Source organism: Polaromonas sp. YR568 (assembly GCF_943369415.1).
GTDB lineage: Bacteria > Pseudomonadota > Gammaproteobacteria > Burkholderiales > Burkholderiaceae_C > Polaromonas.
Genome location: NZ_CALRNF020000037.1, coordinates 1 through 25,627 on the forward strand (window position 1 = coordinate 1; position 25,627 = coordinate 25,627).

Below are 25,627 nucleotides of genomic sequence, written 5' to 3' on the forward strand. Positions count from 1 at the left end.
ATGCCCAGCGTCTGATGACATTCAATGTCGCCACGTCTATCACTCCTAATTTCCCCTGCTTTTAAAACAAGCAGGGTAGTGCCTACGTGGGTCAGATTTGGATGGAAATTACTGCGTTAAGTGGATCAGATTTCGACGGAATTCAACAAACCCTTGTCTTAAGCGCCTTGGCAGATGACAGCCCGTATAGAGGAAAACTGTGGTAGACCGTCTCCCCTCCGCGGGTGACTTGAGTTGATCGAACAAGTGCTGTTCGCATCACGACGCGGCCACCCCAATTAGTCGAACCTTTTCAATAAGTCTTATAAGGCAAAAACTTCCCCGACAACACCACATTGACCCGGTCGCCCTTGGGGTCCGGCTGGCGCACGATGTCCATGCTGAAATCGATCGCACTCATGATGCCGTCGCCGAATTCTTCGTGGATCAGTTCCTTGATGGTGGTGCCGTAGACACTGACGATTTCATACCAGCGGTAGATCAGCGGGTCTGTGGGAACGGGCGTGGGCAGCGAGCCTTTGTAGGGCACGACCTGCAGCCATTTTTGTTCTTCCGTCGTCAAACCAAAAATCTTGCCAATGACTTTGGCCTGCTTGGCGTCGAAGGTCATCTGGCCCAGGCAGCCTGCGGTTGTCCATTCCTTGCTGAGGCCGACCTTCTTGGCGACGGATTCCCAGGTGATGCCTTTGCTGACTTTGACGGTGATGATTTTTTCGGTGATGTCGTTGCGGTTCATGGTTTGGCTCCTGTGTTGAAGTGGGTGTGAAGGAAAGTGAAAGAAGCGGTCAATGCGCCTTGGCGCGTGTGACCAGGAAATCGACGATGTGGTTGCGCAGCTCGTAATAACCGGGCAGGTGGTGCAGGCCGGCGCGTGTGCGTTCCCTTGGTAGCGGGTTGATGACTTCTTCGGCGATGCGGCCGGGCGCGTAGACGCCGTCGTTGTCGGTGCCGTTGCTCATCAAGAGGATGCGGTCGGCCAGCAGGATGGCTTCGTCGACGTCGTGGGTGATCATGAAAACCGTCTGCTGCGTCTGGCGCACGATGGTCATGAGTTCGTCCTGGATGGTGCCGCGTGTCAGAGCGTCCAGGGCGCCAAAGGGTTCGTCCAGCAACAGCATCTTGGGCTGGATGGCGAAGGCGCGGGCGATGCCGACGCGCTGTTTCATGCCGCCTGAAAGCTGCGAAGGTTTTTTGTCGATGGCGGCCGAGAGGCCCACCATGGCGACGAATTTTTCGACGTGGGCGTTGACCTGGGCCGAGGTCCAGTCCGCCCAGCGCGAGACGACGGCGAAGGCGATGTTCTTGCGCACCGTGAGCCAGGGCATGAGGGCGTGGCTCTGGAAGACCACGCCGCGCTCCAGGCTGGGGCCGCCTATCTCGCGGTTCTCCATGAACACGTGGCCCGATGTGGCGCTGTCCAGCCCGGCCAGCACGTTGAGGATGGTGGTCTTGCCGCAGCCCGAGTGGCCGATGATGCAGACGAACTCGCCCTTGCTGATGCTGAAGGACACGTCGGCAAACACCGGCCTGCCGGGCGTGAAGGTCTTGCTGAGCCCTTCGATCTTGAGAAATCCCTGCATGTGTTCTTTCGGTGGTGTGGCGACGGGGAGGCGCGTGGAAGGCTCACTCCACATAGGTCACCGCCTTCTGCAGCTGCGCAAAGGCCAGGTCCAGCAGCATGCCGACGACGCCTATGACCAGGATGGCGAAGATCACGTTGGTGAGCGAGAGGTTGTTCCACTCGTTCCAGACGAAGTAGCCGATGCCGGTGCCGCCCACCAGCATCTCGGCGGCGACGATGACCAGCCAGGCGATGCCCATGGAGATGCGCATGCCGGTCAATATGGTGGGCGCGGCTGCGGGCAGGATCACCTGGAAGGCCTTGCGCAGGGGGCTGACCTCCAGCGTGCTGGCCACGTTGAGCCATTCGCGCTTGACGGACGCCACGCCGAAGGCGGTGTTGATCAGCATGGGCCAGACCGAGCAGATAAAGATCACAAAGATGCCGGAGGTCGAGGAGTCCTTGATGGTGTAGAGCGCCAGCGGCATCCAGGCCAGCGGCGAGATGGGCTTGAGCACCTGGATGAAGGGGTCGAAGGCGCGGCGCAGCAGCGGCGACATGCCGATCACAAAGCCCAGCGGAATCGCGACCAGGCAAGCCAGGAAAAAGCCCAGGCCGACGCGCGCCAGTGAATGCCCCAGCTGGATGGCGATGCCCTTGTCGTTGGGGCCGCGGTCGTAAAACGGGTCGCGCAGCTGCTGCACGAAGGTTTCCCCCATCTGCATCGGCGTGGGAAAGCCCGAGGCCTTGGCCGCGCCGGGGTCCTTGCCCATCATCTTCTGGTACTCGACCTGCTCGGCCGTCATGCCCGCGCTGCCGGCGCCGGTGCCGGCCGACGAGGCCGTGGCCGCATACCAGATGGCGACAAAGACTACCAGCAGCAAGGCCGAGACAATGCCGGCGCGAAAGCCCAGGGTTTTGAAAATGTTCATGGTGTCATTGCTTGGTGGCTTCGTCGTCTTGCTCCCTCGCCCCTTGGGAGAGGGTGGGGGTGAGGGTCTTCGGTATTCGGGTCTCCGTTGTTGAGTGCGGGGCGGGAGCCCTCACCCCAACCCTCTCCCGGAGGGAGAGGGAGTACAGATCCTTTTCAGCTCATTTTGTTGATGGCAAAACCCTTGGCATAAGCATCCGCCTTGGCCGCATCAAACTCCTTGCCCATGATGGTGAACTTGGGATAGCTGCCCTCGGGCACCTTCTGGCCCAGCTCCTTCATGTACTTCTTCGCGTCGGTGATCAGGAAGACCTTCTCGGCGATCTGCTTGTAGTTGACCTCGCCCTTGACGTAGCCCCAGCGTTTCATCTGCGTGAGCATCCACACCGCCATGGACTGCCAGGGCATGGGGTCGAAGTCGGCGCGGTCGGGCACGGTCTGGATGTTGCCCAGGCCGTCGGCGAACTTGCCGGTCAGCACCTGTTGCAGCACGGCCTCGGGCTGGTTCAGGTAGGCCTGCGGTGCGATCACCTTGGCGATCAGCTCGCGGTTTTTCGGGTCGCGCGCCATGGCGGCGGCCGTCAGCACCGCGCGGTAGAGCGCGGCAAAGGTGTTGGGGTTCTTCTGGATGAATTCGGTGGAGGTGCCGAAGGCGCAGCAGGGGTGGCCGTTCCAGATGTCCTTGGTCAGCAGGTGGATGAAACCGACTTCTTCGTAGACCGCGCGCTGGTTGAACGGATCGGGGCCGAGGAAGCCGTCGATGTTGCCGGCGCGCAGGTTGGCCACCATTTCGGCCGGTGGCACCACGCGCAGCTGCACGTCGGTGTCGGGGTTGAGGCCGGCTTCGGCCAGGTAGTAGCGCAACAAAAAGTTGTGCATCGAGTACTCAAACGGGATCGCGAACTTGAAGCCTTTCCAGTTCTTGGGGTCGCGGTTGTTCTTGTGCTTGAGCGCCAGCGTGATGGCCTGGCCGTTGATGTTCTGGATGGTGGCCACGTTCATGGGCGTGGCGGTGGAGCCCAGGCCCATGGAAATCGCCAGCGGCATGGGCGACAGGAAATGCGTGGCGTCGTATTCCTTGTTGATCATCTTGTCGCGTATCAGCGCCCAGCCGGCGGTCTTGGTGACTTCGACTTCCAGGCCTTGCTGCTTGTAGAAGCCCAGGGGGTGGGCCATGATGAGCGGCGTGGCGCAGGTGATGGGGATGAAGCCGATCTTGAGGTTGGTTTTTTCGAGCTTGCCTTTTTCCTGGGCCATGGCCTGCATGCTGGCCACGGGCAGCACGCTGGCGATGGCGGCCATGGCCGTGCCCTTGCCGACGGCGCGCAGGAAGCGGCGGCGCACCTCGTCCTGCGGGAACAGGGCCTTGACCAGCGTGGCCTCGATGAACTCGTTGGAATAGGCTTCGAACTCGCTGCTCAGGCTGCGCTTGCGCAACTCGACGGCGGCGGCATCGGCGGCCACGGCGGCGTGGTGGTCGGCCGCGCTGTGGTCCTTGCCGCAGCTGCACTTGAGCATCAGGGGCTGGTCGGCGTCGTAGGGAGAAAAGAATTCAGACATGGCGCGCACCTTTCGTTGGAAGATGCGGCTGTCTTGCAAGCAGCGGGCCACTTTGGGCCGGTTTTGGCGAAACGGCGGCAGGAGCCGCATTTCGCTGTGGATGCGATGACAGCGTGTAGGGCGTCCACTACAAAAACGGCGCGGCGGAGCCGCCATGCCACTTTTGCGCGCGCTGTCGGCGGAGTTTGATGGCTTGTTTTGAAGTTCAGCGGCGCCGCGCCGGCTCACCGCGGCGCGGGAATGTCAGCGCCGCACCAAATTCGCGCAGGCTGCACGTCGGCAACCCGCCGTCGCGCTCAGGCCGGGGCGGAGATATCGGCCAGCGACTGCCCCACATCCTCTTCGTCCTGGCCCTTGACCGCGATGTCGCCGATGGAAATGATGCCGGCCAGGCGCTGCGAGCCGTCCAGCACCGGCAGGCGGCGGATCTGGCGGGACGCCATGTCCGCGAGGACGGTGTCGAGGTCGTCGGTTTCGCGCGCCGTGCGTACGTCGGTGCTCATCACGGTGGACAGCGGCGTGCCGCCGTCCAGCCCCTCTGCCACGGCGCGCAGTACGATGTCGCGGTCGGTCACCAGGCCGAGCAGCTTGTCGCCCTCGCACACGGGGATCACGCCCACGTTGAGCTCGCGCATGGCTTTCGCGGCGTCGGCCACGGTAGCGCCGGGGGCCAGGGTCCGCACATTGCGGGTCATCACGTCGTTCACGGTGGTCATAAAAATCTTCCTTGGAGGGGGTTGGGGCTGGGGCGAGACATCGCCGCCTGCAGCCAGCATGACCGGAGAGCGCGTGTGATGTGAGTCAAGGGGCACCCAAGCGGCCGTAGGACAAGGCCGTGCGAGCTTCCGCCCTCAGGCGCCGGACGGCGCCTTGCCGTGGCGCTCGGCATACAGCGCCAGCTCCACGTCGTTTTTGGCGCCGGTTTTTTCGAGGATGCGCAGCCGGTAGGTGCTGACGGTGTTGGACGCCAGGCCCAGTTGCGTGCCGATCTCGCCGACGGACTTGCCGGCCGTGAGCAGCCGGAACACCTGGTGTTCGCGGTGCGACAGGGCTTCGGCGCCGCTGCGCCCGCCGCTGCCGCCGACCGCGCTGGCCAGCGCCTCGGCGGTGGCGGCTGAAACGTAGAGGCCGCCCGCCGCCACCTTGCGCACCGCGGCGATCATGTCGTCGGGGTTGGCGCTTTTGTTCAGGTAGCCGGCCGCGCCCAGCTTGATGCAGCGCACGGCGTATTGCTTTTCAGGGTAGGTGCTGAGCATCAGCACCGGCAGGCGCGGCCAGCTTTTTTTCAGCGCCTGCAGCACGTCCAGGCCGTCGCGGTCGGGCAGGGCGATGTCCAGCAGCACCGCGTCCAGGCCCGTGTCGCCGCCCAGGGCTTCGACGCGCAGCAGCACGTCGGGGCCGGTCTCGGCCTCGGCGGCCACTTCAATCTCGGGCGCATCGGCCAGCACCTGCTTGAGGCCTTCGCGGACGATGCGGTGGTCGTCGCCGATCAGGATTTTGAGGGTGTTCATGGCGGAGGTCACGGCGGGTTGGCGGCTTCGGCGGGCAGTGCGATGCGCAGGTGGAAGAGGGAGCCGCGGCCGACTTCGCTGCTGATCTCCAGGCTGCCGCCCAGGTGGCGGGCGCGTTCGCGCATGCCCATCACGCCGTAGGCGTCGGCCGCTTCAAAGGCTGCGGCTTCGGCGCCCCGGCCGTTGTCCTGCACTGCGATGCTGATGCCGGCCGCGTCGGCCCGGATGCGGATGGCGACCTCGCTGGCGGCCGCATGCCGGCCCACGTTGCTGAGCATTTCCTGGAAGATGCGGAAGATGGCGATCGCCGAGGGCTCGGGCAGCGGCGCGGCGCCGGCCACGTCCATCTGCCAGTCCAGCGCCAGCTCGGCCGACTGCACGAACTCGTGCGCCTGCCAGTCCAGCGCGGCCCACAGGCCCTGGTGGTCCAGGATGCTGGGGCGCAGGTCGGTGATGATGCGGCCCACGTTGTCGACCGCGCTTTCAATCAGCCGGCCCATGTTCTGGCATTTGTGGCGCATGGTGTCGCGCATGGCCTGGGCCGCGTCGGGCTCGCGCTGCTGCTGCTCGCCAAGGCGCTTGTCCAGCCAGCCCACGTCCATCTTGAGGGCCACCAGCAGGCTGCCGAGCTCGTCGTGCACCTCGCGCGCGATGCGGGTGCGCTCTTCCTCGCGCACGCTGTGGGTGTAGGCGGTGAGTTCGCGCAGGTGCTGCAGCGCTTCCGACAGCGCGTGCGTGCGTTCGCTCACGCGCTGCTCCAGCACCGCATGCGCCTGGCGCAAGGCATCTTCGGCCTGGCGGCGCGCCGAGATGTCGACAAAGGTGACCACCGCGCCCTGCACCACGCCGCCTTCGACGATGGGGTAAGAGGAATACTCGACCGCGAAGGCGCTGCCGTCCTGGCGCCAGAAGAGTTCGCTGTCGATGCGGCAGGGCAGGGCCTTGCGGAAAGCGTTGAAGATGGGGCACAGCTGCACGGGGTAGTGGGCGCCGCCGGCATGCGTGTGGTGGGCCAGCTCGTGCATGTTGCGGCCCAGCACCTGTTCGGGCGCGTAGCCCAGCTGCTCGGCGCCGGCCCGGTTGATAAAAGTGCAGCAGCCATCCATGTCGATGCCAAAGATGCCCTCGCCGGTCGATTCGAGCAGTTGCGACAGCCGGTCGCGCCAGAGCGGCTGGTTCACGCCGGGAAGGTGGGTGGGCGGCGTCACCGGCGTGGTCGCTGTGACGGGCATAACCGGAATGGCGATGTCTTCAAACATGCACTGCATTAGCAAGCCGCGTGCCCAGCTTGGTGCGGGCTTTGGCCTGCAAGGTGCGCCAAAGCGGTGCGAAGACCGGCCAAACTGCCGGGCCTAGCCTCGCGAAAAGCGGGCCCCCAGTTTCCAGCTGCCGTCTGCCCCGGGCTTTCCGGACACCACCAGCTGGCGAACGTTGGGGTTCGGCTGGTCGAAGTCGCGGCGGGGCGCCGAGATATCGAGCACGTCCAGCTGGATTGCGTTGCCTTCAAACTGCACGGTCAGTCGCTTGCCCTTTTGCGTCAGAAACGCGGTAGTGCCCTCCAGCCTGACCTCCGCCTCGGTGGCCATCGCCCACCGGACCGTGCTGCCCGGGCGGGCGCCGAGAAGCTCGTCGTCAAGTTGCACCGCATCACCCAGAAACCGGGCGCGGCGTGTGGCCTGCGTGACCTGGCCCGGTAACAGCGCGGCGGTCAGGTCTATCAAGGCCTCACGCTCGTCAACCATGCGCAGCGTGGCCATGCCACGGACGCTGTGTGCCTGGCCGCCCAGTGTGAGTGTGTTGTGCGCTTCGGCTGACAGCCTGAAGACCTGCCAGCGTGACGACTCCCGCTTCATGTTCCACAGGTCTATGCCGCGTGATTCCAGGCTGCCGTAGTCCTGCGCGCCGAGGTCCTTGGCCCATCGCAGGCCATCCAGGTCGAGCACAAAACTGCCTGCATCCATGTGCGCATGGCTGTGCGCCGCTCCGCCCGCCTTGATGGCGAACCACCACGCGTCTGGATCGGACCATGATGAACGCCAGATGGCGAGCGGCTGCGCCCCCTGGCCCGAGAAACTTGTGGGCGCGGTATTTCCACCTGTTTTTGTGGGCCACCACAACACCGACAGAGGCGCGAAGCGGTCAGACAGGCCCTGCCCGTTGCGGATCATCTGGCGCTTGGCCGTCAACAGCGCGGGCTGGTCCAGCTCACGGGCCAGGTAGACGATGGCGCATGGCAGGCCCTGCGTCTCGTTGCTGTCGGCAAAGTCGAAATATTTCCCGGACGGGCCGATGGCGTGTGCATAGAACTCCGCACTGCGCTTGAAGCCAGGCGCATCGAGCAAGCCCCAGTCGCCGTCCCTGGTGTCGCGCAGTGCAGCGGCCAGCAGCACCGTGTAGCTGCTTCCATAGCTCCAGTAGTCCGGTCCCTCCGGGTAGACACCATCCGGCCGGTAGGCATTCAGTCCGATAAACACGCCTTGACGTGCCGCCGCGAGGAGGTCGGCGGCAAGGGCGGGTTCATCTTCCTCCACCGCCAGCGCCCCCAGGACCATGCTGCCGATGCAAACCTGGTTCCAGTTGTTGGTGGACCTGAACGTTCTGTGGCCGTTGCGCGCCTGGGCAATGCCCTTGTCGACAATCGCGGCGCGCAAGGCGGCCCGGTCATAGTCCGACAGGTCGTTGAAAAGCCAGCTGCAGGAAATGGCCATGCCCGTGGTCATCTCGGCGAGGTCCAGGAAGGGATCCGGATGCCAGTCACTGAATGCGGCGACGGCGAGCATTTCGTGCCGGGCGCGGTCCAGGAAAACCCGCTCCCTTGTCACGCGGTAAGCGAAAGCCCACTGCAGGCTTCGGCGAATGAACTCGCGCGAAACACCCAGCAGGCGGCCGTCCTCGAGTGTGTGCGCTAGCGGAGGCAGGGCGATGTCGGTGCGGGCGCGTGCCAGCAGTGCCGCGGTGAAACGGCCAAGATCAGGGTCGGCTTTGCATCGATCAGGCAGGGAAGACCAATCGCTTTCGCTTGCAAGCAGGGGTGGGCGAGCCTGAACTGTCGGAGACGATCCGGTCATCGCCGGCATGCCTGCGCACCCCGTCAACTGTGCGGCGACTGGAACCATCGCAGCAAGAAAATCACGGCGTTTGAAAGGCATGCTATTTGTCCTGCAGCTTGGCAGCCTGAGCTGAGGTTTAACTAATCCGTAAACTCAGTGAACATCTTGTCAGGGCACCGCCCGTTGGCGCCATTGCGTATGTAGTAGTTCCAGCGATACGCCATTTCCGTGTTGTCCCGGCAGCCCACACCTTTGTACAGCTTGCCGTAGGTGGCCCTTGCCCCCGAGGACGAGCGGAAGCTGTCGTGGGTTTCAGCCACCAGCACGCCCTCCTTGGGGTAGACCTTCAGCACGCCAAAAGACGCATTGCTCGGGATGTCGTAGTCCACATAGAGCGCGTTGTGCTCAGGGTCCGGGCGCGCATTGGCGATCAGGATAAAAACGGCCTGTTGTTCCGCCACCAGCTCTTGCTGCGTCAGGTGGGTAAATGAGTCGGACTGGATTTTTTTGCCGAATTTCAGCGCGGGGCCCAGCACCAGCAGGGGTTGCCGTTCGCTTGCGGCGGCAGGGTTGAACCGGTGCAGAAGCGGCTTTTTAAACCGGTTGACGACCGCCGAGAAAATTTCATCGTCGCTGAAATTCTGGTTCTGCAACTCCAAAGCCCAGGCGGGGCTTGCGGCGCATAGCAGTATCGCGGCCATGAACAGGGGTGTTTTGAAATTGATCATCATCACCGAGCTTATCAAGCCAGGGCCCTGTTCGGGCCGCTATGGTTGTTGGGTCGCATCCTGGCGCGCGAAGTCCGGAGCTTCTTGAATACCGATTGCGGGCACATGCCAAACATGAGGAAACAACGTGCCCAGCTTGGTGCAAGGCCGGATGCCTCCTGCGCGCCAAAGCGGTGCAAAACGCTGCCTCCAGGCTTGAATCCCTGTAAAGTCCAAGGCATGCTTACGATTTTTCGGGCCGGCGGCCTTTTGCTCGCCACGGCCGTGCTCGCCGCCTGCAGCCCCGCCCTGAACTGGCGCGAAGTGCGGCCCGAGGGCACGCGCCTGGCGCTGCTGCTGCCTTGCAAGCCCGACAAGGCCGAAAAAACCGTGCCCCTGGGCGGGCCGGCGACGCCGCTGTCCATGCTGGGCTGCGATGCCGGTGATGCGACTTTTGCGGTCGCGGTGGCGCAGCTGGCCGATGCGGCCCAGGCCGCCACGGTGCTGGCGCAGTGGCAAAGCCTGACGCTGGCCAATATGAAGGCCGGGCCTGAGTCCGTGCAGGTGTCGCCGCTCAAGATTCCCGGTGCGGCCGCCGTGCTGGTCAAAGCCCAGGGCAGCCGCGCCGACGGCGCGGCGGTCAGCGGGCAGGCGGCTTACTTCGCGCAGGGTTCGCAGGTCTTTCAGGTGGTGCTGTATTCGGCGCGCATCGCGCCCGAGGTGGCCGAGACCTTTTTCTCCAGCCTCAAGTTCGAGTGATTCGAATGACGACCGCCCAAACCTCCCTGTCCGCGGCGCGCAACTCCTCGCCCGCCGCTTCAGACGCAGGCCGGCTGGACGCCTGGACCGGCGCCATCGTGTTCCTGGCCTTTGCCGCCGCCTATTTCTGTTCGGCCCTGGTGCGGGCCATCACCGCGACGCTGTCGCCGGTGCTGACGCAGGACTTCTCGCTGCATGCGCGCGACCTGGGGCTGCTGGCCGGCGGTTACTTCCTGGGTTTTGCCGCCACGCAATTGCCGCTGGGCACCTGGCTGGACCGGCACGGACCCAAGCGCGTGATCCTGTGCTTTTTGGGTGTGGCCGTGCTGGGCTGCCTGGCGTTCTCGCTGGCGACCAGCTTCGCCTGGCTGCTGGCCGCGCGCGTGCTGGTGGGCATGGGCGTGAGCGCCTGCCTGATGGCGCCGCTCACGGGTTTTCGCCGCTGGTTCGAGCCGGGCACGGTGCTGCGCGCCAACTCCTGGATGCTGATGACGGGCTCCCTGGGCATGCTGGCCTCCACCTTGCCGGTGCAGTGGCTGATGCCGGTGACGGGCTGGCGCCCCATGTTCTGGATCCTGGCGGCGATGATTCTGCTGTGCATGGCGGCCATCGCCTGGGTGGTGCCGACGTGGAAGCTGGGCCATGGCGCCGCGCCGGCGGCAACGGCGGGGGCCGAAGCGGAGACGGGTTACGCGCCCATCTGGCGCAGCCGCTATTTCCGCAAGATGACGCCGCTGGCTTTTTTCCATTACGGCGGGCTGGTCGCGGTGCAGACTTTGTGGGCCGGCCCGTGGATGGTCAAGGTCGCGGGCTACACGCCGCTGGAGGCGGCGACCGGCCTGTTCTATATCAACGCCACCATGCTGGTGACCTTCTGGAGCTGGGGCATGGTCAACCCCTGGCTGTCGCGCCACGGCTGGGCGGCGACGCGGCTGATCGCCTGGGGCGTGCCCCTGAGCCTGGCGGTGCTGGCGGCCAACATCGCGGCCGGCAGCTCGGCCGGCTGGCTGGGCTGGGCCCTGTTCTGCATGAGCTGCAGCGTGCTGGGCCTGGCGCAGCCGGCGGTGGGCATGGCCTTCAAGCCCGCGCTGGCGGGCCGGGCGATGTCGGGCTACAACCTCATGATTTTTTCCGGCGTGTTCGTCGTGCAGTGGGGCATAGGCCTGCTGATCGACGTGTTCGCCGCCCTGGGCCTGGCGCAGGTGGCGAGTTTCCAGGCGGCCATGGGGGTGTTATTGTGTTGTTGTATCGCCTCATATGGGTATTTCCTCAGTGTCAGCGCCGATAATTCAGTCGAACCCGAAAACCCATGAACGGCATCTTCATCATCGCCCACGCCCCGCTGGCCTCCGCCCTGCGCCAGTGCGTGCTGCATGTGTTCCCCGACAACGCGCCCGGCGTCGCCGCGCTGGACGTGCAGCCCAACATGCCGCCCGAGGAAACCCTGGCGCAGGCGCGCATCATGCTGGCGCAGCTGGGCACCTCGCATGCGCTGGTGCTGGTCGACGTGTTCGGCGCCACGCCCTGCAACGTGGCGCAAAAGCTGGTCGACGGCGTTCATTCCAAACTCATCACCGGCATCAACCTGCCCATGCTGCTGCGCACCATCTCCTACCGGCACGAGTCGCTCGACGCCCTGGTGGCGCGCGCCCTCATCGGGGCCACGCAGGGCGTGATGCAGGTGGCCATCACCGCTCCGCAAAACCAGGTACGCCGAAACCATGATAAAGACCAGCACGAGCATCAACAATAAGCTGGGCCTGCACGCCCGCGCCTCCGCCAAGCTCACCAAACTCGCCGGCAGCTTCGGCTGCGAAGTCTGGATGAGCAAGGGCGAGCGCCGCGTCAACGCCAAAAGCATCATGGGTGTGATGATGCTGGCCGCCGGCCTGGGCAGCACCGTGGAGGTGGAGACCAACGGCAACGACGAGCAGGCCGCCATGGATGCGATCCTTGCGCTGATCGCCGACAAATTTGGGGAAGGCGAGTGACCTTTTCCGTTCATGGCCTGGCTGTCTCGCGAGGGATCGCGATAGGCCGTGCCGTGCTCGTGGCCTCCAGCCGCGCCGACGTCGCGCACTATTTCATTGAACCCGACAGGACGCTGGACGAGATCACGCGCGTGCGGGTGTCGCGCAACGCGGTGATGGAGGAAATCACGCGCCTGCAGCAAGACCTTCCCAAGGACGCGCCGCACGAGCTGGCCGCGCTGCTGGACGTGCACCTGATGCTGCTGCAGGACGAGCAGCTGATCAGCGGCGTGAAGCACTGGATCACCGACCGTCACTACAACGCCGAGTGGGCGCTGACCACGCAGTACGAAATCATCGCGCGCCAGTTCGACGACATGGAGGACGAGTACCTGCGCGAGCGCAAGGCCGACCTCGAGCAGGTCGTCGAGCGCATCCTGCGCCACATGAAGGGCGTGGCCTCGCCGGTGCAGCCCGCGGCCCAGGCGGGCGCGGGGCGCAAGCTGTCGCAGCAGGACCTGCTGCTGGACGACACCACCGACGTGCCGCTGGTGCTGGTGGCGCACGACATCTCGCCGGCCGACATGCTGCAGTTCAAGCAAAGCCTGTTCGCGGGTTTTGCCACCGACGTGGGCGGCAAGACCTCGCACACCGCCATCGTGGCGCGCAGCATGGACATCCCGGCCGTGGTGGGCGCGCGCAGCGCCAGCCAGCTGATCAAGCAGGACGACTGGGTCATCATCGACGGTGACGCCGGTGTGCTGATCGTCGACCCGTCGCCCATCATCCTGGCCGAGTACGGCTTCAAGCAGCGCCAGGGCGAGCTCGAGCGCCAGCGCCTGAACCGCCTGAAGAACACGCCCTCGTTGACGATTGACGGGCAGCGCGTGGAACTGCTGGCCAACATCGAGATGCCCGAGGACACCGTGGGCGCGGTGGCGGCCGGCGCGGTCGGCGTGGGGCTGTTCCGCAGCGAGTTCCTGTTCATGGGACGCAGCGGCAAGCTGCCGGACGAGGAAGAGCAGTACCAGGCCTACCGCAAGGCCATCGAGGGCATGCAGGGCCTGCCGGTGACCATACGCACGGTGGACATCGGCTCGGACAAGCCGCTGGACCGCCACGCCAAGGCGCAGGACACCCACCTGAACCCGGCGCTGGGCCTGCGCGCCATCCGCTGGAGCCTGGCGGACCCGCCCATGTTCCTCACGCAGTTGCGCGCCATCCTGCGCGCGGCCGCGCACGGCCAGGTCAACCTGCTGGTGCCCATGCTGGCGCACGCCACAGAGATCCGCCAGACCATGGCGCTGATAGACCATGCGCGCGCGCTGCTCGACAACACCGGCATTCCCTACGGCCCGGTGCGCTTGGGCGCGATGATTGAAATCCCGGCCGCCGCGCTCACGCTCAAACTCTTCCTGAAGTACTTCGACTTCCTGTCGATAGGCACCAACGACCTGATCCAGTACACGCTGGCCATAGACCGCGCCGACGAGGCGGTGTCGCACCTGTACGACCCCTGCCACCCGGCAGTGCTGCGGCTGATCGCCGACACGATTGCCGAATGCGATGCCCAGGGCAAGGGTGTCAGCGTCTGCGGTGAAATGGCCGGTGACATCAGCATGACGCGGCTGCTGCTGGGCCTGGGCCTGCGCAGTTTTTCCATGCACCCCTCGCAAATCCTGGCGGTCAAGCAGCAGATCCTGCGCGCCGACGCCAGCAAGCTGCAGCCCTGGGCCGCGAAGGTGCTTGCCAGCGAAGATCCGGCGGCACTGCTTCAGGATTGATTCCATTCCCAATTCGCTGCGATAGGTTGTTGCGCCGCCTTGCCGTGCTGTAGCACTGTCTGCGGCGGCGCGCCTACTCTCGCAGCGAATTGGAAATGGAATCGCGCGCGTCGGGTCGACAGATGTGCACCGCCCCCGCCGAAACAAAGCGAAACATGCTGCAACCGGCGCGACAACACCCGCGCGCCCGGCGCGGGCACCATGAAGAACCTCAACCACTTTCACAAGGCTCTTCATGAAACACCGCATCAAAAAACTCCTGCTCGGCCTGTTTGGCGGGGCGCTCATCATCGGCAGCCTGGGTGCCTGCGCGCAGCGCGGCCCCGGCGGCATGCACGGCGACATGGGCTCGCCCGAGTTCCGCGCCCGCATGGTCGAAAGAGTCGGCTCGCGCCTGGACCTGGACGCCGCACAAAAGCAGAAGCTGGCCGTGCTGGCCGACAAGCTGCATGCGCAGCGCACCGCCCTGCGCGGCGCGACCGAACCGCGTGACGCGTTTCGCGGCCTGTTCGCCGGCAACACGCTGGACCAGGCCGGCGCGAAAAAGCTGATCGATGAAAAAACCGCGGCCCTGCAGGCCGGCAGCCCCGAAGTGATCGCCGCCGCGGCCGATTTCTTCGACAACCTGCGCCCCGAGCAGCAACAGAAAGTGCGCGACTTCATGGAGCGCGGCCGCCGCTGGGGCCACCGTGGCTGATGCAGTCTTCTTCCCGCCGGCCCGCATGGCGCGGGCCGTGCGGCGGCAGTCCATGGCCGCCGCGCCGGGCAGCGTGAACGGCGGCGTGCGCCTGCTGCTGCGCGCCGAAGGGCTGGCCGTGCTGGCCGCCTCGGCCGCGGCTTATGCCCAGTTCGGCGCGGGCTGGGGCTGGTTCGCCGCGCTCTTCCTGCTGCCCGATGTGTCCTTCCTGGCCTACCTGGCCGGGCCGCGCTGGGGTGCGCTGGCCTACAACGCCGCGCATTCTTATATAGGCGCGGTGGGTTTGCTGGCCGTGGGCGTGCTGGGCGCTTCGCCGATGCTGCTGGCGGCGGCGCTGGTCTGGTGCGCACACATCGGCTTTGACCGGCTGCTGGGCTACGGACTCAAGTACGGCGCGGGTTTTGGGCACACCCACCTGGGCCGGCTGGGGCCTCAAGACCCATGGTGAACGCCGCTCAGACTTCGCGCATGCTGCGCGGCTTCCTGTTGCTGGAGGCCGGCTTGCTGTCCGCGGCTTCGATGGTGCACAGCGGCCTGCTGCTGCGCGGCCATGCCCACGGCGCGGCCCGCATGGCCGAGGGGGTGATTGCCGCCGTCTTGCTGGCGGCGTGGGCCTTGAGCTTTGTCATGCATGGGCGCACCCGCAAGCTGGCTTTGCTGGCGCAGTCCTTCGCGCTGATCGGCACGCTGGTGGGCCTGTTCACCATCGTCATCGGCATAGGCCCGCAATCGGCGCCCGACCTGGTTCTCCACTTCGCGCTGGTGGCCTTGCTGCTGGCGGGCCTGTACTTTGCGCGCCGCGCGCGCGGGGTGTTCGCGTGAACGCCCTGCGAACGCCTGCGCACTTCCCTATGATGGCCGCATGCCCCGCATCCTCCTGATCGACGACGACGAGCACCTGGCCGCGCCGCTGGCGGCCTACTTCGCGCGTTTCGACTTCGTGCTGGACAGTGCCCTGCGCCCCGGCGAGGGCCTGGCCAAACTGCGCGCCGGCGCCTACGACGCGGCCATCCTGGACGTCATGCTGCCCGAGATGGACGGCTTCGCGCTGTGCCGCGAGATCCGCAAGGAGAGCGACATCCCGGTCATCATGCTGACCGCGCGCGGCGACGTGATGGACCGCGTGGTCGGCCTGGAGCTGGGCGCCGACGACTACCTGCCCAAGCCTTTTGAGCCGCGCGAGCTGGTGGCGCGCGTGCAGACCATACTGCGGCGCCAGCGCGCCGTGCCGCCGGCCGCGCCGCGCCGCGTGTTCGAGGGCCTGGCGATCAACCTGGAAACGCGCGAGGTGCTGCGCCTGGGCGAGAAGGTCGAGCTGACCGGCACCGAGTTCGAGCTGCTGGCGCTGTTGGCGGCCGAGCCCGGCAAGGTGTTCAACCGCGACGATATCCTCAACCGCCTGCGCGGCCACGAGGCCGAGCTCTACACACGCGCCGTCGACATCGTGGTGAGCCGGCTGCGCAAAAAGCTCGAGCCGCTGGACTGCATCAAGACCCTGCGCAACGCCGGCTACACGCTGGCCGTCGGCAAGGCGGGCGCGCCATGAGAATGAAATGGCGGGACCGTTGCGGCCGCTCCCGGCCCGAGCGCTGGCGCCGCCGCTGGGGGCATTCGCTGCGGCTGCGGCTGATCACGGTGTTTTTGCTGCTGGCGCTGTGCATGGGCGCGGTCTTCATGGGCGGCATGCAGCGCGCGTTCACCAGCGGCTGGCGCGACGCGGCCAAGCCGCTGGTCAGCGACTACATGGACCGCCTGGTGGCCGACCTGGGCTCGCCGCCCGACCTGGGCCGCGCGCAGGCGCTGGCCGCGCGGCTGCCGATTTCCATCCGCATCGAGGGGCCGCAGGTGAACTGGCAGTCGCATCCCGACCGCAAGCTGTTCGAGAGCCGCGCCAGCGACTGGCTCAGCCGCACCACGGCCGACGGCCACAAAATCATCTTCGGCCCCGGCACGATTCCCTGGCAGGGCTCGCCGCACGGCATGTTCGGCTGGATCACGCTGGCGCTGCTGCTGGGCCTGCTGGTGGGCGCCTATGCCTATGTGCGGCGCCTGCTGCGCCCGCTGGACGACATACGCGCCGGCGCCGAGCGCTTCGGCCGGGGCCTGTTCGACACGCCCATCCCGCTGCGCCGGCGCGACGAGCTCGGCGACCTGGCCGGGCGCATCAACACCATGGCACACGACATCAAGGCCATGCTGGACGCCAAGCGCGGCCTGTTGCTGGCGCTCAGCCACGAGCTGCGCTCGCCGCTGACGCGCGCGCGCCTCAATGCCGAGCTGCTGCCGGCCACCGGCGAAGGCAGCGCGCCGCGCGAGCGCGATGCGCTGCTGCGCGACCTCGGCGAGATGCGCGACCTGATCAGCGACCTGCTCGAGAGCGAGCGCCTGGCCAGCCCGCATGCCGCGCTGCAGCGCGAGCCCGTGGACCTGGCCGCGCTGGTGCGCGAGGTGGCGGGCGACATGTCCGCCAACGCGGCGGCGCTGGAGCTGGACCTCGCGGACGGCTTGCCGCCGCTCTCGCTGGACCGCATGCGCGTTCGCCTGCTGCTGCGCAATTTGATGGACAACGCGCTGCGCTACAGCGCCGGCGCCGCGCGGCCGCCGCGCATATCGCTGCGGGCGGCCGAAGGCTGCGTGCTGCTGGAGGTGCGCGACTTCGGCCCCGGCGTGGACCCGGCGCAGCTCGCGCATTTGACCGAGCCTTTTTACCGCACCGACGGCGCGCGCCAGCGCGCCACCGGCGGCGTGGGGCTGGGCATGTATTTGTGCCGCCTGGTGGCGCAGGCGCACGGCACGCAGCTGGAGGTGCGCAATGCGGAACCGGGGCTGGCCATAGGCTTGCTGTGGCCGGAGGGTGCGCCGTAGCCCGCCGCAGGGGCCGGCGGGCGGGCCTGATCCGGGCGGCCGGCGGTGCTTTTCGCCGGCGTTTGCGGCCGCCGGTTTCCGTGAGGAACCGGCGTTTCTGCCGCCTTGCGTGAAGTTATACGCGCTGATTGGGCGGTGCCGGCCGGCTATTTTTCTCTGGGGGCCGGTAATAGAAGGATAATTCCCCTCGTCCGGCCAACTCGGCGTTAACCCTTCGAGCGTATGTTCGGCGCGCCCCCTGGGTGTGTTCACCAGACGCGCAGCGACCCGCTCCTTCAATCCTGGGCCAAAGTTTGGCAAGCGAAAACAGATACATTTTCAGGGCCCCCCTGCTTGACGCCCAGCAACGCGTGACCGGCTACCTGCTGGCATGCCAGGGCGACCCCGACGACGGTGAGCTTTCCGGCGAGATGACGTCCCGCCAGCTGCTGGCATTGCTGGCGGCGCACCCCCGCGAGAGTTCGTCCGGCCGCTTCTTCATCGACGTCAGTTCCATGGCCCTGTTCGTCGATGAACTGGCCGCCTCTCCGCATCACGCGCTCGTCCTGATCCTGAAACAGGCGGACTTGCTGGACAAGGCCAACCAGGCCGTGTTCGCATCGTGGCGCGCGCAGGAACTGGGCCTGGCATTGCGGGTGGCGGACCTGGCAGCCCTGGAAAACAAGGACAACGCGCCGCAGCTTGCGCGCCTGAGCCACCTGCTGGTTTCCCATGACCATCCCGAGCGCGAGGCCATCACCCGTTTTGCCCGGCACCACTCGCCGCCGCTGCGCGTGGTGGTGGACAAGGTTCCGGGCTGGCTGGAACTTGAGGCCTGCGCCGGCACCGGGATAGAGGGCATTTTTGCGGACATCTGCCGGGCGCCGCGCGAAATCAAGCAAGCCGTCAAGCTGGGCCCCGAGGCGCAGCAGATCCTGCAGCTCATGCACCTGGTGCAGGGCGACGCGGACATACGCAATGTGGAAAAAGCGCTGAAAAGCGACATGCAGCTTTCCTACAAGCTGCTGCGTTACATCAACTCCGCGGGTTTCGGCCTGGAAGTCGAGGTCGAGTCGGCGCGCCATGCGGTGTCCATGCTGGGCTATGCGCCGCTGTTTCGCTGGCTGCTGCTCTTGCTGGCACGCACCCACACCACGGGCTTTTCCCCCGCCTTGATGCAGGCCGCGATGATCCGCGGGCGCTTTGCGGAGTTGCTGGGCCAGGACTTCCTGACCCGGCGCGAAGCGGAAAACCTGTTTGTCGTCGGCATGTTTTCCTTTCTGGACCGCCTGCTGGGAACCCCCGTGCCGGAGGTGCTGGCCCAGCTGGTCCTGCCGCCCGCCGTCTCGGAGGCGCTGCTGTCGCGCGAAGGCGTTTACGCGCCGGTGCTGGCGCTGGTGGAAGCCTGCGAGGGCCTGGACGGCCGCGCCGCCGATTTCTCGGCCCCCATGTCCATGACGGCCGAAGACGTCAACAAGGCCCACGTGTCGGCGATCATGTGGGCGCAGAACATCAAGATGTAGTTTTTTTGGCGGGTGCGCGCAGCCCGAGCATGGCCGCGCCAATGATCATCACGGCCGCCAGGCCAATGCTCCAGCTCAGCGCGCGTCCGCTGACCAGCATCAGGAGCGCGGTGGAGCCCAGCGGCGTGAGGTAGCTCAGGATGCCGATCTGCCGCGCGTCGCCGAGCTTGAGGGCTCTGTCCCAGAGGAAAAACGCCGCGCCCAGCGGGCCCAGGCCCATCACGGCCAGCAGCAGCCAGTCTTGCGCGGACAGCACGACCGCAGGCTCCAGCGCCCAATGGCACAGCAGCGAGAGGGCGCCCGACACCAGGCCGAACAGGCCGATGGCCGCCGTCGGAAAAGGCGGCACGCGCTGGGTCAGCAATGAATAGCTGGCCCAGATGAAGGCCGAGCCGAGCGCCGGCAGATAGCCCCATGACCAGCCGCCGGAGGCAGCGCCGCCGCCCGCGCCCAGGATGGCAATCGCCGCGCCGGCAAACCCCAGCAGCGCCGCGGCCACGTGCACGCCGCGCAACTGCACACCCTGGAGAAACAGCGGCGCCAGCACCACCATGAACAGCGGCCACAGGTAGTTCACCAGGTTGGCCTCGACGGCAGGCGCGTGGCGCAGCGCGATGAAGAGCAGAAAGTGGAAACCGAAGAGGCCGTATACACCCAGCGCCAGCGTGGCGGGCGGGATGCGCCATTGCCGCCTGTCTTTGAGCACAAAGGGCAGGGCCAGCGTGCTGCCGATCAGCAGCGCGATACCGGTGAGCAAAAACGGCGACACGTGCTTGAGCGACACGCCGAGCGAGGCAAGCAGGGCCCAGAGGGCGATGGCGCCCATTGCATAAAGATTGGCTGGCATGCGGCAAGCATAAGAGCCGCCGCGCGCGGCATCGTCGCGCAACGACGCTTAAGCGGCGCGTGACGAGGTTTTGGAAGCCCGGTATGTGCGCGCGTTGTCCTACACCCATGCCTACATCCCGTAACCAGCTTCACCGGGCGGGCGCATGCCGGACACCTCCACGGCATGGGCAGGGCTTTCAATGAGGGTGCTGATGTTTGACAACAACCACCCGAGGCCTGAAACCTCAAGGAGACCCCTCATGAAAAAGCTTGCCCTTGTTTTGCTCTCGTTCGCCGGCTTCATGGCCCTGTCGGGCTGCGTGGCCTACCCCGTGCCTTACGGCGACGGCCCGCATTACCGCGGCGGCCCGGCGAATGGCCCCGGTTATGGCCCCGGCTACGGCCCTCGCTATGACCGCGACGGTGACGGCGTGAGCAACCGCAACGACCGCCGTCCCAACAATCCCAACCGTTATTGAATTGATTCGCCTGATTGCCGCCTGAGCGCGGCGGTCAGCGCGGAGGGCGAGCGGTAGCCGCAGTGCAATGCGGTGGCCGCCACGCCCATGCCGCGACCGCGCAACTGCAGGGCCAGCGCCAGGCGTTGCCGGCGCAGCCAGTGCATCACGCTGAGGCCGGTTTCGCGCCGGCAGCGCGCGGCGAATTGGGTGGGGCTCAGGAAGACCTGCGCGGCGAGTTGCGCGACGCTCAAAGGTTCATGCAGGCGCTGCTGTGTCCAGGTTGCCAACTGCTCCCAATGGATGGGGCGCTGATGGCGTGCAGGTGGTACAGCTTGCGGCAGCGGCTGCCAGGCCTCCAGCAGCAAGGCCGGGCCGTAGTGTTGTGCCAGGCTGCCGCGCTGCTGCAGCGCGTGCGCCAGGTAGTGGCCCAGCGCCAGGGCCTGCGCGGTTCTGGCCGGGTCATATGCGCAGCGTGCCCAGGCGGCGTGCGGGGTGTCCAGCACGATGCAACGGCTGCCTTCGCGGGATTCAAAATCATGATGGTCGCCGGGCGCGATCACGCAGCCCTGGCCGGCCGCGATGCGGCGCCCGCGACCCTGCACTTCGAGGTCCAGCACGCCGTCCAGGCCCAGCAAGACCTGGAAATGTTCGTGCGCATGGCTGCCGTGCGAGGCGCCGTAATGGCGCAGCGACAGGGAGCCTTGCGGCACGTCCATCTTCAGGGGATCAGAGGGCGGCGATGGCCGCGTCGGCCTTGTCGGCGACGCCGGCCGCATGGGCCTGCTGGTCGGCGTGGTAGCTGCTGCGCACCATGGCGCCCACGGCGGCGTGGGTGAAGCCCATCTTGTAGGCCTCTTCCTCGAACATCCTGAAGGTGTCGGGGTGCACGTAGCGGCGTACCGGCAGGTGGCTGGTGGAAGGCGCGAGGTACTGGCCAATCGTCAGCATGTCGATGTTGTGGGCGCGCATGTCGCGCATCACTTGCAAAATTTCCTCGTCGGTCTCGCCCAGGCCCACCATGATGCCGCTCTTGGTCGGCACATCGGGGTGCAGGGCCTTGAACTTCTTGAGCAGGTTCAGGCTGAACTGGTAGTCGCTGCCGGGGCGCGCTTCCTTGTAAAGGCGCGGCGCGGTTTCCAGGTTGTGGTTCATCACGTCGGGCGGCGCGGCCTTGAGGATTTCGAGCGCGCGGTCGTCGCGGCCGCGGAAGTCGGGCACCAGGATTTCAATCGTGGTGGCGGGCGAGAGTTCGCGGATTTTTTGAATGCATTCGACAAAATGGCCGCTGCCGCCGTCGCGCAGGTCGTCGCGGTCCACGCTGGTGATCACCACGTATTTGAGCTTGAGCGCGGCGATGGTCTTGGCCAGGTTCAGCGGCTCGTCGGCATCCAGCGGGTCGGGCCGGCCGTGGCCGACGTCGCAGAAGGGGCAACGGCGCGTGCACTTGTCGCCCATGATCATGAAGGTCGCCGTGCCCTTGCCGAAGCATTCGCCGATGTTGGGGCAGCTGGCTTCCTCGCACACCGTGTTGAGCTTGTTCTCGCGCAGGATCTGCTTGATCTCGTAAAAGCGCGTGGTCGGGCTGCCGGCCTTGACGCGGATCCAGTCGGGCTTCTTGAGCATTTCGCCCTGCACCACCTTGACGGGGATGCGCGAGAGCTTGGCCGCGGCCTTTTGTTTGGCCAGCGGGTTGTAGGCTTCCAGGGTCTGGACGTCGCGGACCACGGGGTTCAGTGAAGGGCTGGTGGCCGCGTTGACGATCTCGGGTGTGCTCATGGTCGATACCGGTTGCCCTGAGCCTGTCGAAGGGCTGGAAATCCGCTCATAACCGGCGGGGGGCCGGGGGCTTGGACAGGCTCAGCCCGAACGGAGAAAAAGATCAGGGTGCCAGATACGTCGCGAGTTTCCGCCCCAACACGTCCGCGGCCTCCTGCCACGTGACGGACACGCCAATTGTACGAAGGTCCGTGGTTTTCAGTCCCACATAGCCACAAGGGTTGATGCGCGAGAAGGGTTCCAGGTCCATGGCAACATTCAGCGCCACGCCGTGGTAGGTGCAATGCCGGCTGACCTTGATGCCCAGGGCGGCGATCTTGCCCAGGCCCTGGAAAGGGTCGGCTGGGTTCACCGGGCCGGTCAGCGCGGCATGGGCGGCCGGGTCGTCCAGCCGCACGTAAATCCCGGGCGAGGCGGCCACGCGATGCCCGGTGACGCCGAAATGCGCCAGCGTCCGGATCACGGACTCCTCGATGCGGTAGACGTATTCCTTGACGTAATAGCCGGCGCGCTTGAGGTCGATGAGCGGGTAGGCCACGACCTGGCCGGGGCCGTGGTACGTGACTTGGCCGCCGCGGTTGGTCTGCACCACCGGGATGGCGCCGGGGTTGAGCACATGGTCGGCCTTGCCGGCCAGGCCCTGGGTGTAGACCGGCGGGTGCTCGCAGATCCACAGCTGGTCGGATTCGCCTGGCAAAGCTTGCCCGCCTTCAGCGGTGCCCGCCGGGTGGCGGGCAGCCGTGAAGGCCTGCATGGCTTCGTAGGTGGGCAGGTAGTCGACCCGGCCCAGCTGGCGTGTTTCCATGTTCATTCAGGTAACGCATCCAGTTGGACGTCTATCCACGGTGCGGTTGGGCCTGTCGAGGGTGGCATGGCGCGCGCTTTACTTTGACGCAATTTGGTAACGGTCTTTCAGCTGGTTCATGGGGCTTGCCCAGCCCACAAGTCCCATATGCTGAAGGCATCCCGTAACGATACCGGGGTGAATATCGATTTCCTTGGCAAATCTACGCACACCGGTGGCGGTCAGATCAATCTGGCCAAGGCGTTTGCGGTCGGCTGGCGGGATCAGTGTGTCGGCGGCAAATTGATCGGCCTCTTTTTCTTCTTTGCTCTCGGCTGCCGAGCCCGAGCTGGCATCGTCCAGGAAGACGGCCTTTTTGGGGTGCTTGAGGATATGAGCGATTTCGTGAAAGAAACTGAACCAGAAAACATCATTCCACTTACCCAGCAGTGATAGCTGTATCAATGGACGATCACCCAGCCAACGGGCAACACCGCTGACATGGGTTCGCGGAAAGGGCGGTACAAAAGCCAGTACTACTCCGGCCTCGGCGCACTGCCTCTGTAAACCGATGCCTATTTCTGCCGCTGGTCGGGTGCTGAGAGACCGAAGGGCGGCGATATTGGCCTGCAACTTCTCAGCGCTGAAGGCTGGAACATCTGCTTTTAATGCCTGCAGTTCACCCAGGCGCAGCCAAGCGGTAATAGCGGCGTTATCAGTTTGTTTGGCGGGATTGGCGCGGCGGAAGGCTGCTTGCACGCGGTCATATTGCCCATGCCAGCCCTCCGGGGATGCGACGCCAAAAAAGCACAGAGTTGGTTCAATCAACGACGCCTTGAACGATTCCGTCAAGCGCCCTGCTGGCAGATATCCGGCCTCCTGCAATTGCTTGATCGGAAACTTGTCAAGCCATTCGAGCCGGCTTTCCGCGCGACTTGCATCGCGCTGTCTGGCCAGGTATTCCCGGTATCTGGACTCCCTGGCAAGCCAGAAGTGTGCCGGGGTGCCCAGCACCCGTTCCAACTCCAAAGCCGTGTCCTCCGTAATTTCTTTGGTGCCCAGCACCATTTCATTGACGGCATTGATGGGGCGGCCCATACGGCGGGCCAATTCAGCTTGTGCAATGCCGCGCTCTTCTATCAGCTCTGCCAGGGTGTCGCCTGGCGGCGAAACCTCTGCGGGACGGTAGCTCAAATTTTGTTCAGTCATGGTAGTCCACCATTTCAACGATATAGATGCTGTCGATGGCGAGCCAGTCAAGGCCTCCATCCGGTTTGGTGGGTGGAGGTAGTTTTTGAGGCTTCACAATGAGCCGCATTCCACCGTGTAAACGCGCCGAGAACTGCCCTGCGCGATCACCCTTAAGTTCTTCCCAGTAGCCGGGCAAGTTGCGCATGACTTCCATTGACGTGGCAGAGTCAAGGTCGTTGAGTCGTGAAGTCTATTTTCAAAATATCATCCACCCTTGGGATGGATGATTATATAGAAATAGGCCGAGCGTTAGGACTTAATTCCGACCGCGATTTCTTTCATAAGGGGCGCAGCCAACGCGTCATATAAAAGAAATTAGCCCAATTTTTTTCATATCGCGCGAAATTCCCTGCTTACAGCACCACTTTGACCATGGGATGCGTCGACAGCGTGCGGTAGAGCTCGTCGAGCTGTTCGCGGCTGGTGGCGGTGACGGTGATGGTCACGCCCAGGTAGTTGCCGGCCTTGCTTTCGCGCAGTTCTATCGTGGTGGCGTCGAAGGCCGGGTCGAACTGGTGGGCGATGGCGGTGATGGCCGCGACCATGCCGTCGACCTTCTGGCCCATGACCTTGATGGGAAACTGCGACGGGTACTCGATCAGCGACTCCTGGCGCGAAGGCTCGGAGCCGGGGACGCCGATGATGTTCGGGGTTTTCGGAGTATCGGGGGAGCTGGTCATGGCGAGGGTCCTTTCAGGCCTGTTTGGCACGCTGGTATTGAGCGTACAGCCTGGCATAGATGGGGCCGGGTTTGCCTTTTTCCAGCCCGTGGCCGACGGGCTGGCCGTCCAGCAGGGTCACCGGCAACACCTCTTTGGTGGCGGAGGACAGCAAAATTTCGTCGGCGTCCAGCACTTCGGCGCGCGTGATGCGGCGCAGCTCGAACGGAATGCCGGCGGCGCGGCACATGTCCTCGATCAGCCCGAAGCGTATGCCTTCAAGCACCAGGTTGTCTTTGGGCGGGCCGAAGACCTTGCCGTCCTTGATGATCCAGACGTTGCTCGAAGAGGCTTCGCTGAGGTGGTCGCCGCGGAACATCACGGTTTCCACCGCGCCGGCATCGACGCTGATCTGGCGCGCGAACACCGCGCCCAGCAGGCTGGTGGCCTTGATGTGGGCTTTTTCCCAGCGGAAGTCGTCGGCCGTGACACAGGCCACGCCGGCTTCGCGCTGCTGCGCACTGGGCAGCTTCATGGCGTTGGCCATCACGAACACCGTGGGCGTGAGGCCGGGCAGCATGGGGTGGTCGCGCATCGCGACGCCGCGGCTGACCTGGATGTAGACCAGCTGGTTGCCCTGTTCGGCCGGCGCACCGGTGGATTGCGCATGCGCCGCGACCAGCTTCAAGGCCACGGCCTGCCACTCGGCCTGTGTCATCGGGTTGGGGATGCGCAGCTCGGCCAGGCTGCGGGCCAGGCGCGCCATGTGCTGTTCGAAGCGGAACAAGCGGCCGCCATAGGCCGGCACCACTTCGTACACGCCGTCGCCGAAGATGAAGCCGCGGTCCAGCACGCTGATCTTGGCGTCCTTGAGGGGGGTGAATTCACCGTTGAGGTAGCAGGGTGTGTCGGGAAGGGTGTTGGGGGAAGGCGTGGTCATGGTGAGCTTGAAGGAAAAAGAAAACGAAAAC

The 25,627-nt window shown here is 65.4% G+C and carries 29 protein-coding genes; 12 read left to right on the top strand and 17 right to left on the bottom strand.

The features are described from left to right. Positions 1-292: 292 nt before the first annotated feature. The 9 genes from cynS to ACLV74_RS20520 form a co-directional block, all read right to left on the bottom strand. Positions 293-736 (bottom strand): cyanase, encoded by a 444-nt coding sequence (gene cynS / locus ACLV74_RS20480; RefSeq protein ID WP_411881260.1) that lies wholly within the window; start codon positions 734-736, stop codon positions 293-295. Between the two features lie 49 nt (positions 737-785). Beyond that, a complete protein-coding gene (locus tag ACLV74_RS20485) occupies positions 786-1,634 on the bottom strand; it encodes an ABC transporter ATP-binding protein (RefSeq protein ID WP_411881261.1) in 849 nt (282 codons plus the stop codon). After that, entirely contained in the window at positions 1,624-2,493 is an 870-nt protein-coding gene (ntrB, locus tag ACLV74_RS20490; RefSeq protein WP_411881262.1) for a nitrate ABC transporter permease, read from the bottom strand. The genes ACLV74_RS20485 and ntrB overlap by 11 nt, the downstream gene beginning before the upstream one ends. A 155-nt stretch (positions 2,494-2,648) precedes the next feature. Continuing rightward, the gene (locus tag ACLV74_RS20495) at positions 2,649-4,052 is read right to left on the bottom strand and encodes a CmpA/NrtA family ABC transporter substrate-binding protein (protein WP_411881263.1); all 1,404 of its coding nucleotides are present in this window, start codon (positions 4,050-4,052) and stop codon (positions 2,649-2,651) included. Positions 4,053-4,348: 296 nt separating this feature from the next. Further along, positions 4,349-4,768, bottom strand: a complete 420-nt coding sequence (locus tag ACLV74_RS20500; protein WP_411881264.1) for a CBS domain-containing protein — start codon at positions 4,766-4,768, stop codon at positions 4,349-4,351. Between the two features lie 135 nt (positions 4,769-4,903). Beyond that, entirely contained in the window at positions 4,904-5,563 is a 660-nt protein-coding gene (locus ACLV74_RS20505; protein WP_411881265.1) for a response regulator, read from the bottom strand. Between the two features lie 8 nt (positions 5,564-5,571). Then, positions 5,572-6,822 carry a PAS domain S-box protein gene (locus ACLV74_RS20510; RefSeq protein WP_411881266.1) on the bottom strand — a complete coding sequence of 417 codons (1,251 nt, stop codon included), beginning with the start codon at positions 6,820-6,822 and terminating at the stop codon, positions 5,572-5,574. A gap of 93 nt (positions 6,823-6,915) precedes the next feature. Beyond that, complete coding sequence (locus tag ACLV74_RS20515) at positions 6,916-8,712, bottom strand: heparinase II/III family protein (protein WP_411881267.1); 1,797 nt, start codon at positions 8,710-8,712, stop codon at positions 6,916-6,918. Positions 8,713-8,753: 41 nt separating this feature from the next. Further along, positions 8,754-9,344 carry a hypothetical protein gene (locus ACLV74_RS20520; RefSeq protein ID WP_411881268.1) on the bottom strand — a complete coding sequence of 197 codons (591 nt, stop codon included), beginning with the start codon at positions 9,342-9,344 and terminating at the stop codon, positions 8,754-8,756. Positions 9,345-9,560: 216 nt separating this feature from the next. On the opposite strand from ACLV74_RS20520, the gene ACLV74_RS20525 reads away from it, so the two are divergent. The 11 genes from ACLV74_RS20525 to ACLV74_RS20575 all read left to right on the top strand — a co-directional run bounded on the left by ACLV74_RS20525 (position 9,561) and on the right by ACLV74_RS20575 (position 18,897). After that, complete coding sequence (locus tag ACLV74_RS20525; protein ID WP_411881269.1) at positions 9,561-10,079, top strand: hypothetical protein; 519 nt, start codon at positions 9,561-9,563, stop codon at positions 10,077-10,079. A 5-nt stretch (positions 10,080-10,084) separates the two neighbouring features. Next, a complete protein-coding gene (locus ACLV74_RS20530) occupies positions 10,085-11,392 on the top strand; it encodes an MFS transporter (protein WP_411881270.1) in 1,308 nt (435 codons plus the stop codon). Beyond that, entirely contained in the window at positions 11,389-11,832 is a 444-nt protein-coding gene (locus tag ACLV74_RS20535; protein WP_411881271.1) for a PTS sugar transporter subunit IIA, read from the top strand. The genes ACLV74_RS20530 and ACLV74_RS20535 overlap by 4 nt, the downstream gene beginning before the upstream one ends. Beyond that, entirely contained in the window at positions 11,801-12,070 is a 270-nt protein-coding gene (locus ACLV74_RS20540; protein ID WP_411881272.1) for an HPr family phosphocarrier protein, read from the top strand. The genes ACLV74_RS20535 and ACLV74_RS20540 overlap by 32 nt, the downstream gene beginning before the upstream one ends. Beyond that, complete coding sequence (gene ptsP / locus ACLV74_RS20545) at positions 12,067-13,833, top strand: phosphoenolpyruvate--protein phosphotransferase (RefSeq protein WP_411881273.1); 1,767 nt, start codon at positions 12,067-12,069, stop codon at positions 13,831-13,833. Before ACLV74_RS20540 ends, ptsP begins: the two co-directional genes overlap by 4 nt. A gap of 235 nt (positions 13,834-14,068) precedes the next feature. Continuing rightward, entirely contained in the window at positions 14,069-14,530 is a 462-nt protein-coding gene (locus ACLV74_RS20550; protein WP_411881274.1) for a Spy/CpxP family protein refolding chaperone, read from the top strand. After that, the gene (locus ACLV74_RS20555) at positions 14,523-14,978 is read left to right on the top strand and encodes a DUF4260 domain-containing protein (RefSeq protein WP_411881275.1); all 456 of its coding nucleotides are present in this window, start codon (positions 14,523-14,525) and stop codon (positions 14,976-14,978) included. The genes ACLV74_RS20550 and ACLV74_RS20555 overlap by 8 nt, the downstream gene beginning before the upstream one ends. After that, positions 14,972-15,352 (top strand): hypothetical protein, encoded by a 381-nt coding sequence (locus ACLV74_RS20560; protein ID WP_411881276.1) that lies wholly within the window; start codon positions 14,972-14,974, stop codon positions 15,350-15,352. The genes ACLV74_RS20555 and ACLV74_RS20560 overlap by 7 nt, the downstream gene beginning before the upstream one ends. A 40-nt stretch (positions 15,353-15,392) precedes the next feature. Continuing rightward, positions 15,393-16,076, top strand: coding sequence for a response regulator transcription factor (locus tag ACLV74_RS20565; RefSeq protein WP_411881277.1), 684 nt, complete (start codon positions 15,393-15,395; stop codon positions 16,074-16,076). Next, positions 16,073-17,395 carry a sensor histidine kinase gene (locus ACLV74_RS20570; RefSeq protein WP_411881278.1) on the top strand — a complete coding sequence of 441 codons (1,323 nt, stop codon included), beginning with the start codon at positions 16,073-16,075 and terminating at the stop codon, positions 17,393-17,395. The genes ACLV74_RS20565 and ACLV74_RS20570 overlap by 4 nt, the downstream gene beginning before the upstream one ends. A gap of 350 nt (positions 17,396-17,745) precedes the next feature. Then, positions 17,746-18,897 (top strand): EAL and HDOD domain-containing protein, encoded by a 1,152-nt coding sequence (locus tag ACLV74_RS20575; protein WP_411881279.1) that lies wholly within the window; start codon positions 17,746-17,748, stop codon positions 18,895-18,897. Here ACLV74_RS20575 and ACLV74_RS20580 read toward each other — a convergent pair. Then, positions 18,887-19,744: a DMT family transporter gene (locus ACLV74_RS20580; RefSeq protein ID WP_411881280.1), complete on the bottom strand. Its 858-nt coding sequence runs from the start codon at positions 19,742-19,744 to the stop codon at positions 18,887-18,889. The genes ACLV74_RS20575 and ACLV74_RS20580 overlap by 11 nt on opposite strands. 241 nt (positions 19,745-19,985) lie before the next feature. Between ACLV74_RS20580 and ACLV74_RS20585 the strand changes: the two genes are divergently transcribed. Next, positions 19,986-20,204: a hypothetical protein gene (locus tag ACLV74_RS20585; RefSeq protein WP_411881281.1), complete on the top strand. Its 219-nt coding sequence runs from the start codon at positions 19,986-19,988 to the stop codon at positions 20,202-20,204. Here ACLV74_RS20585 and ACLV74_RS20590 read toward each other — a convergent pair. The 7 genes from ACLV74_RS20590 to ACLV74_RS20620 form a co-directional block, all read right to left on the bottom strand. Continuing rightward, complete coding sequence (locus ACLV74_RS20590) at positions 20,198-20,902, bottom strand: helix-turn-helix domain-containing protein (protein WP_411881282.1); 705 nt, start codon at positions 20,900-20,902, stop codon at positions 20,198-20,200. The genes ACLV74_RS20585 and ACLV74_RS20590 overlap by 7 nt on opposite strands. A gap of 10 nt (positions 20,903-20,912) precedes the next feature. Beyond that, on the bottom strand, positions 20,913-21,962 hold the full coding sequence (gene lipA, locus ACLV74_RS20595; RefSeq protein WP_411881283.1) for a lipoyl synthase: 1,050 nt from the start codon (positions 21,960-21,962) through the stop codon (positions 20,913-20,915). 103 nt (positions 21,963-22,065) lie between these two features. Beyond that, positions 22,066-22,773 carry a lipoyl(octanoyl) transferase LipB gene (gene lipB / locus ACLV74_RS20600; protein WP_411881284.1) on the bottom strand — a complete coding sequence of 236 codons (708 nt, stop codon included), beginning with the start codon at positions 22,771-22,773 and terminating at the stop codon, positions 22,066-22,068. Positions 22,774-22,845: 72 nt separating this feature from the next. Beyond that, positions 22,846-23,955, bottom strand: a complete 1,110-nt coding sequence (locus ACLV74_RS20605) for a helix-turn-helix domain-containing protein (protein ID WP_411881285.1) — start codon at positions 23,953-23,955, stop codon at positions 22,846-22,848. Next, the gene (locus ACLV74_RS20610; RefSeq protein WP_411881286.1) at positions 23,948-24,151 is read right to left on the bottom strand and encodes a hypothetical protein; all 204 of its coding nucleotides are present in this window, start codon (positions 24,149-24,151) and stop codon (positions 23,948-23,950) included. The genes ACLV74_RS20605 and ACLV74_RS20610 overlap by 8 nt, the downstream gene beginning before the upstream one ends. Positions 24,152-24,350: 199 nt before the next feature. After that, positions 24,351-24,677, bottom strand: a complete 327-nt coding sequence (locus tag ACLV74_RS20615) for a YbeD family protein (protein WP_411881287.1) — start codon at positions 24,675-24,677, stop codon at positions 24,351-24,353. 13 nt (positions 24,678-24,690) lie between these two features. After that, on the bottom strand, positions 24,691-25,596 hold the full coding sequence (locus ACLV74_RS20620) for a D-amino acid aminotransferase (RefSeq protein WP_411881288.1): 906 nt from the start codon (positions 25,594-25,596) through the stop codon (positions 24,691-24,693). Positions 25,597-25,627: the final 31 nt, after the last annotated feature.

Excerpts from the sequence above, each read along its gene's own strand:
- ACLV74_RS20560 (WP_411881276.1), top strand. The coding sequence starts at position 14,972 with ATGGTGAACGCCGCTCAGACTTCGCGCATGCTGCGCGGCTTCCTGTTG.
- ACLV74_RS20585 (WP_411881281.1), top strand. The coding sequence starts at position 19,986 with ATGAAAAAGCTTGCCCTTGTTTTGCTCTCGTTCGCCGGCTTCATGGCC.
- ACLV74_RS20565 (WP_411881277.1), top strand. The coding sequence starts at position 15,393 with ATGCCCCGCATCCTCCTGATCGACGACGACGAGCACCTGGCCGCGCCG.
- ACLV74_RS20520 (WP_411881268.1), bottom strand. The coding sequence starts at position 9,344 with ATGATGATCAATTTCAAAACACCCCTGTTCATGGCCGCGATACTGCTA.
- ACLV74_RS20515 (WP_411881267.1), bottom strand. The coding sequence starts at position 8,712 with ATGCCTTTCAAACGCCGTGATTTTCTTGCTGCGATGGTTCCAGTCGCC.
- ntrB (WP_411881262.1), bottom strand. The coding sequence starts at position 2,493 with ATGAACATTTTCAAAACCCTGGGCTTTCGCGCCGGCATTGTCTCGGCC.
- ACLV74_RS20525 (WP_411881269.1), top strand. The coding sequence starts at position 9,561 with ATGCTTACGATTTTTCGGGCCGGCGGCCTTTTGCTCGCCACGGCCGTG.
- ACLV74_RS20500 (WP_411881264.1), bottom strand. The coding sequence starts at position 4,768 with ATGACCACCGTGAACGACGTGATGACCCGCAATGTGCGGACCCTGGCC.
- ACLV74_RS20615 (WP_411881287.1), bottom strand. The coding sequence starts at position 24,677 with ATGACCAGCTCCCCCGATACTCCGAAAACCCCGAACATCATCGGCGTC.
- ACLV74_RS20495 (WP_411881263.1), bottom strand. The coding sequence starts at position 4,052 with ATGTCTGAATTCTTTTCTCCCTACGACGCCGACCAGCCCCTGATGCTC.
- ACLV74_RS20605 (WP_411881285.1), bottom strand. The coding sequence starts at position 23,955 with ATGACTGAACAAAATTTGAGCTACCGTCCCGCAGAGGTTTCGCCGCCA.
- ACLV74_RS20550 (WP_411881274.1), top strand. The coding sequence starts at position 14,069 with ATGAAACACCGCATCAAAAAACTCCTGCTCGGCCTGTTTGGCGGGGCG.
- ACLV74_RS20535 (WP_411881271.1), top strand. The coding sequence starts at position 11,389 with ATGAACGGCATCTTCATCATCGCCCACGCCCCGCTGGCCTCCGCCCTG.
- lipA (WP_411881283.1), bottom strand. The coding sequence starts at position 21,962 with ATGAGCACACCCGAGATCGTCAACGCGGCCACCAGCCCTTCACTGAAC.
- ACLV74_RS20580 (WP_411881280.1), bottom strand. The coding sequence starts at position 19,744 with ATGCCAGCCAATCTTTATGCAATGGGCGCCATCGCCCTCTGGGCCCTG.
- lipB (WP_411881284.1), bottom strand. The coding sequence starts at position 22,773 with ATGAACATGGAAACACGCCAGCTGGGCCGGGTCGACTACCTGCCCACC.
- ACLV74_RS20620 (WP_411881288.1), bottom strand. The coding sequence starts at position 25,596 with ATGACCACGCCTTCCCCCAACACCCTTCCCGACACACCCTGCTACCTC.
- ACLV74_RS20530 (WP_411881270.1), top strand. The coding sequence starts at position 10,085 with ATGACGACCGCCCAAACCTCCCTGTCCGCGGCGCGCAACTCCTCGCCC.
- ACLV74_RS20590 (WP_411881282.1), bottom strand. The coding sequence starts at position 20,902 with ATGGACGTGCCGCAAGGCTCCCTGTCGCTGCGCCATTACGGCGCCTCG.
- ACLV74_RS20540 (WP_411881272.1), top strand. The coding sequence starts at position 11,801 with ATGATAAAGACCAGCACGAGCATCAACAATAAGCTGGGCCTGCACGCC.
- cynS (WP_411881260.1), bottom strand. The coding sequence starts at position 736 with ATGAACCGCAACGACATCACCGAAAAAATCATCACCGTCAAAGTCAGC.
- ACLV74_RS20610 (WP_411881286.1), bottom strand. The coding sequence starts at position 24,151 with ATGGAAGTCATGCGCAACTTGCCCGGCTACTGGGAAGAACTTAAGGGT.
- ACLV74_RS20570 (WP_411881278.1), top strand. The coding sequence starts at position 16,073 with ATGAGAATGAAATGGCGGGACCGTTGCGGCCGCTCCCGGCCCGAGCGC.
- ACLV74_RS20510 (WP_411881266.1), bottom strand. The coding sequence starts at position 6,822 with ATGTTTGAAGACATCGCCATTCCGGTTATGCCCGTCACAGCGACCACG.
- ACLV74_RS20505 (WP_411881265.1), bottom strand. The coding sequence starts at position 5,563 with ATGAACACCCTCAAAATCCTGATCGGCGACGACCACCGCATCGTCCGC.
- ACLV74_RS20485 (WP_411881261.1), bottom strand. The coding sequence starts at position 1,634 with ATGTGGAGTGAGCCTTCCACGCGCCTCCCCGTCGCCACACCACCGAAA.